The organism is Campylobacter sp. CFSAN122748 (assembly GCF_045277125.1).
GTDB classification, from domain to species: Bacteria; Campylobacterota; Campylobacteria; order Campylobacterales; family Campylobacteraceae; genus Campylobacter_D; species Campylobacter_D jejuni.
Genome location: NZ_CP116953.1, coordinates 1,283,678 through 1,296,870, shown reverse-complemented (window position 1 = coordinate 1,296,870; position 13,193 = coordinate 1,283,678). Strand labels below are relative to the sequence as shown.

10 protein-coding genes are annotated in these 13,193 nt (G+C 28.9%); all 10 read right to left on the bottom strand.

Annotated features, from left to right (window positions below):
- Genes OT390_RS06780 through legI form a run of 10 tightly spaced genes read right to left on the bottom strand, consistent with a single transcriptional unit; the run spans position 1 to position 13,187 of the window.
- Positions 1-1,887 (bottom strand): motility associated factor glycosyltransferase family protein, encoded by a 1,887-nt coding sequence (locus OT390_RS06780; protein WP_079354724.1) that lies wholly within the window; start codon positions 1,885-1,887, stop codon positions 1-3.
- Positions 1,884-3,812, bottom strand: a complete 1,929-nt coding sequence (locus OT390_RS06775; RefSeq protein ID WP_406611470.1) for a motility associated factor glycosyltransferase family protein — start codon at positions 3,810-3,812, stop codon at positions 1,884-1,886. The genes OT390_RS06780 and OT390_RS06775 overlap by 4 nt, the downstream gene beginning before the upstream one ends.
- A 12-nt stretch (positions 3,813-3,824) precedes the next feature.
- Positions 3,825-5,684, bottom strand: a complete 1,860-nt coding sequence (locus OT390_RS06770) for a motility associated factor glycosyltransferase family protein (protein WP_079354740.1) — start codon at positions 5,682-5,684, stop codon at positions 3,825-3,827.
- The gene (pseD, locus tag OT390_RS06765) at positions 5,681-7,642 is read right to left on the bottom strand and encodes a flagellin modification protein PseD (protein ID WP_079854574.1); all 1,962 of its coding nucleotides are present in this window, start codon (positions 7,640-7,642) and stop codon (positions 5,681-5,683) included. Before pseD ends, OT390_RS06770 begins: the two co-directional genes overlap by 4 nt.
- Positions 7,630-8,400: a flagellin modification protein PtmA gene (gene ptmA / locus OT390_RS06760; RefSeq protein ID WP_032587122.1), complete on the bottom strand. Its 771-nt coding sequence runs from the start codon at positions 8,398-8,400 to the stop codon at positions 7,630-7,632. Before ptmA ends, pseD begins: the two co-directional genes overlap by 13 nt.
- Positions 8,400-9,107, bottom strand: coding sequence for a CMP-N,N'-diacetyllegionaminic acid synthase (legF, locus tag OT390_RS06755; RefSeq protein ID WP_032587121.1), 708 nt, complete (start codon positions 9,105-9,107; stop codon positions 8,400-8,402). The genes ptmA and legF overlap by 1 nt, the downstream gene beginning before the upstream one ends.
- The gene (ptmF, locus tag OT390_RS06750; protein ID WP_032587119.1) at positions 9,100-10,005 is read right to left on the bottom strand and encodes an L-glutamine-D-fructose-6-phosphate isomerase subunit; all 906 of its coding nucleotides are present in this window, start codon (positions 10,003-10,005) and stop codon (positions 9,100-9,102) included. The genes legF and ptmF overlap by 8 nt, the downstream gene beginning before the upstream one ends.
- The gene (locus tag OT390_RS06745) at positions 10,002-11,027 is read right to left on the bottom strand and encodes a nucleotidyltransferase family protein (protein WP_032587117.1); all 1,026 of its coding nucleotides are present in this window, start codon (positions 11,025-11,027) and stop codon (positions 10,002-10,004) included. Before OT390_RS06745 ends, ptmF begins: the two co-directional genes overlap by 4 nt.
- 8 nt (positions 11,028-11,035) lie before the next feature.
- On the bottom strand, positions 11,036-12,190 hold the full coding sequence (legG, locus tag OT390_RS06740) for a GDP-N,N'-diacetylbacillosamine 2-epimerase (hydrolyzing) (protein WP_032587124.1): 1,155 nt from the start codon (positions 12,188-12,190) through the stop codon (positions 11,036-11,038).
- Entirely contained in the window at positions 12,183-13,187 is a 1,005-nt protein-coding gene (gene legI / locus OT390_RS06735) for a N,N'-diacetyllegionaminate synthase (RefSeq protein ID WP_032587115.1), read from the bottom strand. The genes legG and legI overlap by 8 nt, the downstream gene beginning before the upstream one ends.
- Between the last annotated feature and the right edge of the window lie 6 nt (positions 13,188-13,193).

Sequence of the window (13,193 nt, the reverse complement as noted above, 5' to 3'; positions counted from 1 at the left end):
TTAAAGTGCTTTTTTCTTTTCTAAAAAGTCTTGCAAAGGTAAAATAGCGATTTTAAGTCTTTTGTCTTGAGCTTCTAAAAGTTCTATGATATTTTCCATCAAAGCTTCGTGTGCATAAACCCAAGCAAAAAGTTTATTTTGTTTATCGGAGTCATCTTTGATATCTTTAAGATATAAAGGCGTTAATATACTTTGTTCGTGATGTAAAGTAGGGCCTAAAATTTCTTGCAAAAAGAGATATTTTTTATTTGAAAGTTTTTCTTTGATTTTGTCTATATTTTGATTTATTTGTTCAAGAGAGAGTTTGTTCTTTCCATGGGTAAGATTGTGAATTTGTTTTTGAACTTTTTTACACTCTTTTTTAAAATTCAAGGATAAATTCATATTTTTTTTGATTTTTTGATAGATTTTTAATCCGAGTTTTACTTGTTCTTTAGTATTTAAAACTTGTAATTTTTTAAATTTTTTATCTTTTTTATTTTTGAGTAAATCTTCGCAAAGTTCTTTAAAAGGTTTTTCTATAGCGCTTTCTATCCTAGCACCTCCTTCGGTGCAATTATAAGTTTTACTTTTGCTAAAAGCAATGAAATTTTCAAAAATTTGTCTAAAAAGTGTCCAAATTTCAGAACTTTGAACTTTTCCATTTCCTCCATAAGCTGTAGTGCTAAATTTATCTAAGTCCCTTTTATAGTCTCCATTGTGTAAATTAGCATGGATAAAACCTTGAGAGTGTGTTTGCCCATCTTTGGCATAAGCCAAATCCTGACCTATGAGAATGATGTTTTTATGTCCTAAATTTTCAGCCAGTTCATAAGCCATATGAGATACACTCATACCCGCGTTAATATATCCATAATCGTCTAGCTCCAAGTATCTAGCAAAAGGCTGGCCTTTTATGATTAAAATGTATTTTCTTTGATTTTTTTCAAGATAAGAAATGGTTTTTTTATGCACCAAAGAAGCTACTAGAAAAATGATGTCTTTATCAAAATCTTTAAAATCATTATTAAAACATTCAGCTACTATTTCATCGCGTTCCAACATACAAACATAATCAGGCTTTATACCATGCTTAGCTAAAATAGGATAAGAAGAATCTGCACAAAAAATCGTAGCTTTATTAGCATATTTTTTTAATAAAGGCAATTGTTTAGTAAGAGATGGTCCTGTAGAAACAATGATAGCTGTATCACTTATACCCTTTCTTTTAGAAAGTAATTCTTTATAACTAGGATGAGTAATCATTTGAGGAAGATTATAAACAAATTGTTCTATGCCTTGCATGGCATCTTTAGGATCATTACCATGCATAAGATTGTGATTTTTGATGGTTTGCATATTGAGTTTATTAAGTTTTAAAATATCTTCTTTATAGTGTTCATAAAAATCATTAGCAATGTGTAGATTATAAGAACGATAAAACAAATCCCCTATCAAACGAAAAACTTTATCCATTTTAGGAAGATTAATATCATCATGATGTAAAATAATGAGTCGCCCTAAGCTTAAATCTTTGCTAAAATCTATGAAATTTAAAGCTAAAAAGATAAGTTCTAATTCTTTTTCAAAGATGATTATTCTTTTAAGTGCTTGATTTTGAAGTAGAATTTTATATAAAATTCCATTTCCAAAACCATAAAAAAAAAGCACAGGATAGCGTGCAAAATCTTTAAAATATTCTAAATTTTTTTCAAGTTCTTTGATGGGATCTTGATACATTTTTTTTAAATTTCTTTTTTTTATGATATTGATATCAAGATTATCTTTTCCCTGAGTGAAAGTAAATTCTCTAAGCTCTTTTAGATCCTCAAGTTTTTTGCGTAAGTTATTATACTCAAAACCGCTTAAAGCTTTTAAATTTTTGTTAAAATTATTTTCTTCTCTCACCTTCTCACCCTTTCCATCCATTTATCTAATTTTCTTTCTTTAAGTTTTTCTTCTAAAGGAAGTATATTTTTAATCAAAGCATTTTCTTGTGCTTTAATATGTCCATAAACTAATTCCATAAATTCTAAATGTTCTTTTATCCAAAGAATGCTTTTATTAAAAGCATCTTCTTTGGTTTTAGGATTTAAAACATAAATTCTAGCAAGATTAAGTTCAAATTGAGTACGTAGAGGTTGTAAAATTTCATATAAATCTTGCATTTGTTTTATATCTTCAAGTTTATTTTTAAATTCATCTATTTTTCTAATAGCCAAGTTTAAATCATTTTCTTTTTTGTTTAAATTTAAATATATACTTTGTATATTTTCAAAATCATTGCTGAGTATTTTACTAAAATCTCTACAATGTTTAATACTTTGATAAACTTTATAATAAGCCTTAAGTAAAAATTCATTTTGTTTATTTAAACTTAAAGGTTCTAATTTTTCAAAAGGTTTATTTAAATCTTTATCAAGTAAATTCTCACAAGCCCATAAAAAAGGTTTTTCTATAGTTCCTTCTATCCTTGCTCCACCTTCGGTACAGTTGTAGGTGGTGATGTGATACTTAATAATCATTGCTTCTAGGATTTGTTTAAAAAATATCCAAACTTCATGAGTTTTAATTTCTTTTTTCCCACCATAAGCCTCGGTTAAAATATGTTTATACATTTGACTTTCATAATTAGCTGAGTTTTGGTAATCATCAGGATGAGAATTGCCATTTTCAGCATAAGCTAAATCCTGTCCTATAAAAATGATGTTTTTATGATTGAGTAGAACCGAAAGAAAATATGACATATGTGCAACGCTAGGTGTATTGTATAAAAAATCAAAATATTTAAGCTTTATATAGATTGGAAAATATAAATATCTTGGCGTGATAAGATATTTTCTATTTCTACCCTTTAAATATTCAATCGCTTTTGGATGAACAACCCCTGCGCAAACAAACAAAATATCCTTATCAAATTCCCCAAAATCATGATTAAAAAACTCAGCAGTAATTTCAGTTCTTTCCAACATACAAACATAATCAGGCTTTATACCATGCTTAGCTAAAATAGGATAAGAAGAATCTGCACAAAAAATCGTAGCTTTATTAGCATATTTTTTTAATAAAGGCAATTGTTTAGTAAGAGATGGTCCTGTAGAAACAATGATAGCTGTATCACTTATACCCTTTCTTTTAGAAAGTAATTCTTTATAACTAGGATGAGTAATCATTTGAGGAAGATTATAAACAAATTGTTCTATGCCTTGAAGAGCATCAAGAGGATCATTACCATAAGAAACAATAGAATTTTTAAAATTTTCTGCTAATTTTTTATTCAATCCTAAAATATCTTCATGAAATCTTTCATAATAATGACTCATCAGTTCTAAAAAATAAATTCTAGAAAATTGAAAGAAAGGTTTGCTAGAGCAAAAATTAGAAAAAAATTCTATATCCAAAGAACTTGTTTGCAAAACCATCAATCTTGCACTTTGCAATTCATTTGAAAAATCTAAGATATGAAACATTATCCAAATGATTTCTATATCTTTTTCAAAAACAACAATATGTTGATGATTTTTATTTTGCAATAAAGCTTTAAATAAAATTCCATTTCCAAAACCATAAAAATACAATACAGGATAAAGTAGGTATTTGTCATTATAGGTGTTTAGCATAGTTTGCAATTCTTTAATGGGATCTTGATAAAGTAAATTTTCATTATACCCCCCCCCTGAATTATCTTTTAAATTGATATCTAGATTATCTTTACCTAAGATAAGTTCAAATTTACTAGACTTGATTTCTTTTAAACTTTCTTTTAAAAGAATATTGCTTAAAGCTTTAATGTTTTTATTAAAGAGTTCTTTTTGAGTAGGGGTGAAGGTCATTGGAAATCCTAATTATTTTTTGATTATATCGTCAAAATTCCAATTTTCTAAACTTTTTTCTATGGTTTTGTTTTGAGTATCAAGATATCCTAAACCTTGGATAAACCAATTGTGTTGTATTTTTAAAAAGTCTATTAAATTTTCTTTTTGCTTATTTGTGTTTAAAACTTCAAATTTTAAAATTTCGCATTCGTTATGAAAATAAATAGCTTGACAAAGTTCATTAAAAAGCTTGAGTTTTTTAAATTCTTTAAAAAGATTTAAAAGATCATTTTTGATTTTTTCAAGAGTTTGAAAATTCTTGTCATTTTTTTCTAAAGTGTATCTAAGCTTTTGAAGCTGAGTTTGAGTTTTTTTTATAAATTCTTTGGATTCTAAAATGCTTTTTTGGAGATATTTTTTTGTTTTTTCTAATTTTTCTTTGGCTAGTTTTTTATCTAGAAATTTTGGAAAATCAAAAGGTTTATTTAAATCTTTATCAAGTAAATTCTCACAAGCCCATAAAAAAGGTTTTTCTATGGTTCCTTCTATCCTTGCTCCACCTTCGGTGCAGTTGTAGGTGGTGATATTGAGTTTTTCTTTTGCCCAAAATATATCTTTTTCAAAAGCTTGACGAAACAAATTCCAAGTAAGTTGTGTTCTTACTTTGCCTTTTCCTCCATAAGCTAGTGTATATTTTTCTCCTCTGATTTCTTCACCTTGACTTCCATGTATATGCTCTTTAGGATGTGAACTTCCATCCTCGCCATAAGCTAAATCCTGTCCTATAAAAATGATATTTTCAAATCTTAAGGCTCCTGCTAGTTCATAGATCATATTTGAAACACTGTGTCCTACTCCAAGATATCCATATTCATCAAGTTTTAAACTAGCTGCAAAATTTAAAGGGCGATGTACAAGCATATAAGTTCTTTGATCTTTTTCTAAAAAATCTAATACTTCTTTGTGAACCACAGAAGCAAGTATGAAAAGTATGCCTTTGTTAAAATCGCCAAAATCATTATTAAAACATTTAGAAACTATATCATCACGTTCTAGCATGCAAACATAATCAGGCTTTATACCGTATTTTCCAAGGATAACATAAGCACTATCTGCACAAAAAATCGTAGCTTTATTAGCATACTTTTTTAATAAAGGAAGTTGTTTTATAAGACTTGGTCCTGTAGAAACAATGATAGCATTTTCAACCTTAGCTCTTCTTTCTTTGAGAAATTCTTGAAAAATTCCATGATTTAACATTTTAGGGAGATTATCTAGGGTATGTTTGATTCCAACTAAAGAATCATGTGGATCATTACCTTTGTTTAAAACGATAAATCGTATCATTTCTATCAGTTGAGTATTTATATTTTGTATTTGAGTGCTATAAAATTGTTGATAAAAATCATTATGGATAAAAAGATTAAAAATTTTTACACTTTTTTGAATGATTTCATAAGTAAAAAGTGTGGTGAGTTGTGCTGTATTAATATTTGGAGTATAAAAAAGTATTAGTTGTTCTTTTTTTAATTCTTCGCTAAAATCAAATAAATGAAAAGCTAAAGTTAAAATTTCAAGATTGTCTTCAAAAATGATAATGTGTTTATGTTGTTTGTTTTTACATAAAGTTTTATAAAACATTCCATTTCCAAAGCCATAAAAAAACAAAACAGGATATTTGTTATATTCGGTTTTAAACAGAGTAAGGTTTTCTAAAAGCTCTTTATTGGGATTTTCATAAAGAAAAATATCATCTTTTTTAAAATTTATTCCATTTTCATCTTGGATAAGTGCAAAAGTTAAGTATTTAAGTGATCTCAGTGTACAAGCTAAAAACTCATCGACCTCAAACAAAGCTTGAGTATTTTTTAAAAAAAGCTCTTCTCTCACTTTCTCACCCTTTCCATCCATTTATCTAATTTTCTTTCTTTAAGTTTTTCTTCTAAAGGAAGTATATTTTTAATCAAAGCATTTTCTTGTGCTTTAATATGCTCATAAACTAATTCCATAAATTCTAAATGTTCTTTTATCCAAAGAATGCTTTTATTAAAAGCATCTTCTTTGGTTTTAGGATTTAAAACATAAATTCTAGCAAGATTAAGTTCAAATTGAGTTAGTAGGGGACCTAAAATTTGCATCAAATCTTTTTGAGTATTATAAAGCTCATCGATTTGAGTTTTGATTTTATCTATATCTTTAATGATCTCTTTGATAAGGGTTTTATTTTCTTGAGAATTTTGTAAACTCATAAAAGAATTTTTTATTTTATCATAGCTTTTAATAAATTTATTACTAAAATCTCTACAATGTTTAATACTTTGATAAACTTTATAATAAGCCTTAAGTAAAAATTCATTTTGTTTATTTAAACTTAAAGGTTCTAATTTTTCAAAAGGTTTATTTAAATCTTTATCAAGTAAATTCTCACAAGCCCATAGAAAAGGTTTTTCTATAGCTCCTTCTATCCTTGCTCCACCTTCGGTACAGTTGTAGGTGGTAATATAATAATTTTTTTTTGCATTGGCCACATCTTGTTCAAAATTATGTCTAAAAAGAGTCCAAACAAAAGAACTTTCAACTTTTCCATTGTCTCCGTAAGCTTGAGTGGTATATTTGTTTTTATCTCTTTGAAAATGTCCTTCATGTTTATCAAGATTGCTATAATCTTTAGTGTGAGAAAGTCCATCTTTAGCATAAGCTAAATCTTGTCCTATTAAAACGATATTTTTATGCTTTAAATGTATAGCAAGTAAAAAATTCATATTAGCTACACTAAATCCCATATTAAAATACCCAAAATCATCAAGTTTTAAATAATTTATAAAACTTGCATATGTAGATACAAGCATAAAATTTCTATTATTTTTTTGAAGATATTTTGTAGTATGAGGGTGGACATAGGATTTTAGAACAAACAAAATATCCTTATCAAATTCCCCAAAATCATTGTTAAAAAATTCAGAAGTTAAAGGAATTCTTTCTAAGGAAAGCACATAATCAGGCTTTATACCATGCTTAGCTAAAATAGGATAAGAAGAATCTGCACAAAAAATCGTAGCTTTATTAGCATATTTTTTTAATAAAGGCAATTGTTTAGTAAGAGATGGTCCTGTAGAAACAATGATAGCTGTATCACTTATACCCTTTCTTTTAGAAAGTAATTCTTTATAACTAGGATGAGTAATCATTTGAGGAAGATTATAAACAAATTGTTCTATGCCTTGAAGAGCATCAAGAGGATCATTACCATAAGAAACAATAGAATTTTTAAAATTTTCTGCTAATTTTTTATTCAATCCTAAAATATCTTCATGAAATCTTTCATAATAATGACTCATCAGTTCTAAAAAATAAATTCTAGAAAATTGAAAGAAAGGTTTGCTAGAGCAAAAATTAGAAAAAAATTCTATATCCAAAGAACTTGTTTGCAAAACCATCAATCTTGCACTTTGCAATTCATTTGAAAAATCTAAGATATGAAACATTATCCAAATGATTTCTATATCTTTTTCAAAAACAACAATATGTTGATGATTTTTATTTTGCAATAAAGCTTTAAATAAAATTCCATTTCCAAAACCATAAAAATACAATACAGGATAAAGTAGGTATTTGTCATTATAGGTGTTTAGCATAGTGTTTAATTCATCAATAACATTTTCATAAAGAAAAGTATTATCACTTGTATCTTTTAAATTGATATCTAGATTATCTTTACCTAAGATAAGTTCAAATTTACTAGACTTGATTTCTTTTAAACTTTCTTTTAAAAGAATATTGCTTAAAGCTTTAATGTTTTTATTAAAGAGTTCTTTTTGAGTAGGGGTGAAGGTCATCATAAGCCCCATCCATCATCTACTACTAAGGTTTGCCCTGTGATAAATTTACTCTCATCGCTAAGTAAAAACACCAAAGTTCCACATATATCATCTGCATCTAACATGCCTTTACTCGCACAACATTTTCTATAAGCTTTTAAAAAAAGTTCGTTTTGATTGTCTAAAATTCCCCCGCTTGCTAGAGTATTAACGCGTATGTTTTGATTAAAAAGCTCTTTAGCTAGCCAAGAGCTCATGTGATTAATCCCTGCTTTTATCACACTGTATTCTAAAGAGCTTTGCATGGAAGTGCCTTCATAGTTTTCAAATTTTGGCGCATAAACTCCCATGATGGAGCTAAGATTGATGATATTACCATAGCCTTGTTGTTTAAAAAATTTCACAAATTCTTGAGCGGCTAGCATAAAGCCTGCTAAATGTAAATTTAAACTTTCGCAAATTTGTTCGTATTTGAGTTCATAATAAGGCGTTTTACCCCAATCTTTGCCAAAAGGATAGCTTGAGTTAACAAAAGCATCGATTTTGCCGTATCTTTCTTGACTTTTTTGAAGGGCGGTTTGTAAGCTTTCTTGTTTAGTGATATCAAGTTCTAAGCTTAAAAGTTTTGTTTTAAAATTTGTTTCTAAATTTTCTTGCAATTTATTTAAGCGTTCTTTGTTGATATCTGCGAGTATAGGGATACCTTTGCTAAGAAGTATTTTTTGACAAAGCGCTTTACCTATACGCCCACAAGCTCCTGCTATAAAGATGATTTTATTTTCAAGCATTAAAAATCCTTTGGCGATAAATTTTTTAAAGAGATTAAAAACTCTACGATTTTAAAATCAAGCTCGCTATCAATATCAAAAGCTGTGCTTTCATCCATTACAAAAAGCCCTGTGTTTTTACCAAAAACACTATCATTTTCTAAAAGATAATCCCTTTTAAAGATATAAATACTAGCGTTCATATCATAGCATTTTGGGGCACTTTGGCGAGTGGTAAAATTTCCTTCTTTGGATTTTACTACCTTGTTATTTTGTATTTCTACGAGGTTAAAATAAGGATTGCGTCTAGCGGGAACTGCGGTGATGAGATTGGAATTATCATTTTCAACAAAACTTTCATAAGCTTTTTTTATATCAAGGCTTGAGCGAAGCGGGGCTGAAGCATCTAAGTCTATGAGAGTTTCAAAACGCATTTTAAAATGCTCTTCACTTCTTAGCAAGGCATCACGCATGACAGGAAGTTTTGCAGCCCGATCATTAGCAAGATGAGCTTCTCTTTTGAAAAAAACTTCAGCGCCATATTTTTGGGCTACACTTGCGATTTCATCGCTATCGGTGCTTATGACTATGTGTTTAAAAAGCTTTGAATTTTGAGCTTGTATAATGCTATAAGCTATCATTTCAAGTTCGTTAATCTTTCTAATATTTTTGTTTTTAACGCCTTTGCTACCACCCCTAGCACAAATGGTGCATAAAATTTCAGCCATTTTTTTTCCTTACTTCATCACAAAGTTCAAGCACTTTTAAAGCTTGCTCAAGATCGCAAAGTTCTTTGTCTTTTTCAAAGACTGCTTGATGTAAATTTTGAAGGGTTTTTATCGTATCATTTTCAAAATTTAAGATTTTTTGACTTTGATTTTTGTGATAAATTTCGATTTTATTGTTTATCAAATCGGCTTTAAAGCTTTTTTCTAAAGTATGGATGATAATTTCTCTTTTGTTAAATTTAGAAAAATAGTCTAGTTCTATATGAATTTTAACTTCTTGTGAATTTTTTAAAGCTAAAAAGGCAAAATCATCGCTTGTTATGTCAAGCTCTGAAATTTTAGCATTTTGGGAGTATATAAGCTCTAAGTCTTTAAAAAGAAAAAAGGCTAGATCGATTTCATGAGAGAGATCGAGTAAAACCCCGCCACCTAGCTCTTTTTTAGCGCTGTAATTTTGCCTGTAGTCTAAAGCTCTCCAATGGGGCAAATAAGAATTACAAATCAAACTAGCAAAATAAATTTTTTCACCTTTTAAAAGCCTTTTTAAAGCGACAATCACAGGATGAAAACGCAGTAAATATGCTACATAAATGTGATTTTTTGAACTTGTGAAATTTTGGCTTTTTTTAAATAAAGGTTTTTCTACGAGTATGGTTTTATCTTTTACAAGCTCATCTAAAGTTTTTAAGGTGTTAAAATGCTCTGTGGTGATATTTGCGATGATAAAAAGATCAAATTCGTTTAAATCACATTCTTTCAAAGAGCGATAAATTGGAGTGTTTTTAAATTCTTCTTTTTTAGCACTTAAAGAAAGCAAACTTACTTCATGATTTAAATTTTTTAAGGCTAAAAAATGCTTTTTTCCTATGCTTCCAAAGCCTATGATTAAGACTTTCATTTAAAATTCTCATTGGCTTTTAAAAACTCATCTGGTCTTCCAATGTCAATCCAATAATCGTTGATGATATAGGTATTTACCTTGCCTTTTTGTAGAACAAGTTTGATGAGTTCGGGCATGTCTAGGTATTTATTTTTAGCAATTAAATTTAAAATTTCATTTTCAAGTACATAAATCCCTGCACTTACTAGGAATTTTTGGGTAGGTTTTTCTTCTATATTTTCTATAAAACCTTGTTTTTGGGTGATTACTCCATAAGGAATTTGTTGCTCAAACTCACGCACGCAAACGCTCATTAAAGTTTTTGATTTTTTATGGGCTTTTAAAAGATCATTAAAATCAAGCTCGGTTAAAATGTCTGCATTCATAACGATAAAACTTTCTTTAAATTCTTGTTTTATAAGGCTTAAAGCCCCTGCTGTACCTAGTTTTTTACGCTCTTTAATATAAGAAATTTTAACCCCAAATTTTTGCCCTTTTTGAAAATAATCTTCTATGATTTGTTTTTTATAATTCACACAAAAGATAAAATTTTCAAAATTTTGATTTTTAAGTCTTTGGACTATGCTTTCTAAAATGGGTTTTTTGCCTACTTTTAACATAGGTTTTGGAGTATCTTTAGTCAGCTCTTTTAAGCGAGAGCCTAAGCCTCCAGCCATGATGATAATGGAGTTTGGATTGGCTTTTAAAAGTGATGAGATAGATTTTATAGAAAGAATTTGCCCTTTTTCATCTAAAACAGGAAAGTCGTAAATATCGGTTTTAGCAGAAATTTTTAAAAGCTGTTCTTTGCTTGTGTTTTCTTTTATGGTGATGGGATTTTTAGTGTAAATATCTTTGATACTATCTTTTAAAGTTTTGCCACTAATTAAAGCTTTTCTGATGTTTGAATCGCTAATGACTCCTAAAAATTTATCCTTTTTATCAACTATAATGCCTAATCTAACGCGTTCTTGCCCGACTATTTTTAAAGCTTCTTTTATGCTAGAATCAGGGGTGAGTTTGAGTTTGTTTATATCCACACTAAGCCTTATAAATCGATGAAATTTTTATGTAAAATTGTATCTAAATTTACATTTTTTAGGCAAGTTTTTATGATTTTATTGGGATTTTTATCATTATCATAAGGGTTTTTAAAATTTTTTAAATTTTGTTTAAATTCTTTGCTTTCTAATTTTTCAAAAGCTTGATCAAGATCGTTGATTTCGCAATCAATGATATTTTGAGTTCTTAAACGCCCTTTTTGTCTATCGCCTATATTAATGCAAGGAGTTTTAAAAAAAGGACTTTCACTAATACCACTTGAAGAATTGCCTATCATGGCCTTGGCTATTTTCATAAGACTTAGGTATTTTTGTGAGCCAAGATTATCAAAAAGTTTAGCCTTGTGTGAGTTTTTTTGGCAGTAATTTTGCAAAATTTCATTGATTAAAAGTCCATTTTCATCGGCATTTGCTTTGGTAAAAATCAAACTTGCGTTTTTAAGGGTATCAAGTTTTTTAAGTAAGGTTTTAATTTCTTTTTGAGTATTTTTTACATTTAAGGTTAAAGGATGATAAGTGATTAAGTAAAGTTCTTTATCTAGTTTCATTTCTAAGGCTTTTTCTAAATCTTTTTTGTTTAAAAAATTCATATTTTTTATGATAGTAGAAGCTAAAGAACCTATATTAAAAACCCTTTTTTCTTCTTCTCCAAGTTGCAAAAGCCTTTTTTTATAAATTTCATGACTTACAAAATGTAAATGTGACATTTTTGAAATGCTGTGTCTTATACTATCATCGATAGCCCCTAAAGTAAGCTCCCCGCCACATAAATGCACTAAAGGTATGTGCATCAATAGACATACACTTGCTACGCTAAGCATTTCATAACGATCGCCTAAAATGACCACCATATCAGGCTTTAAGTCTTTAAAAGCATCGCTAAAAGTACTAAAAGCTAAACTCATACTTTTACAAAGGCTTATTTTATCATCGTTTGCAAGCAGGATAGGGATTTTTTTAGTTATTTTAAATTCTTTTTCTATTTCTTTATAAGTCAGTCCAAACTCAGGACTTAAATGCGCTCCTGTAGCGATGATTTGAAGGCTTAGATCTTTATCGTTTTGAATTTCATGACATAAATTTCTTAAAAGATACCATTCAGCCCTTGTTGCACTGACTATACAAATTTTTCTTTTACTCACAGATAAGCTCATCTTCTTTGTAGTTTTTTGTAGCAATTTTACCTAAAAACTCTTCATATCTCATAGCACTTATACCATTTGCTGGGCGTTTGGTAGTAAGATTTTCTTCGTTAAAAATTTCTCCTTTTTGTATATCTTTTTTAGCGACTAAACTTTTTCTTACTATGTTGATATTTTTTCTTTCGCTTTTGCTTGCTTTTTTTATGCCATCACCCATAGCCTTTTGTATTTGTCTTATTTGAGTACAAAGCGTTTTTAGTTCATGAGGTTCTAGGCTTGCTTTATGATCAGGCCCTGACATATTTTTGTCTAGAGTAAAATGCTTTTCTATTACACAAGCTCCCAAGGCAACTGCAGCTAGAGAAATGTGTATGCCTTGAGTGTGATCAGAATAACCCACATCAAGCTTAAAAGCGTCTTTTAAGCTTTGCATGGCTTTAAGATTGGCTTCATTAAAAGGGGCAGGGTATTCTGTAGTGCAGTGTAAAAGAGTGATATTTTGGCGTTTAGCGCCATTTTTACAAAGCATATTTAAAGCTTCTTCTATCTCGCCTAAATTTGCCATACCTGTTGAAAGTATGATTTTTTTATTAAGCTTTGCAATTTTTTTAAGATAGGGTAGATTGGTGATTTCTCCGCTTGGAATTTTAAAGATTTTTAAGCCTAACTCATTTAAAAGATCTACACTTTCAAGATCAAAAGGAGTAGAAAGAAAGGCAATATTGCATTTTTTTGCGTGTAAGATAAGCTCTTTATGAGCTTTAATATCGAGTTCGAGTTTTTGTACCATTTGAAGCTGACTCTCATCACTAGCTGTGGTTTTAAGCTGATAGGGTGCTTTTTTAGCCTTTGTGCTGATACAGTTTTTGGCTTTAAAACTTTGAAATTTAACAAAATCAGCGCCTGAATCTGCTGCGATTTCTATTAACTTTTTAGCTAAATTTAAATCACCATTGTGATTAACTCCTGCTTCTGCGATGATGAGGGTTTTTTTCATAGTTTT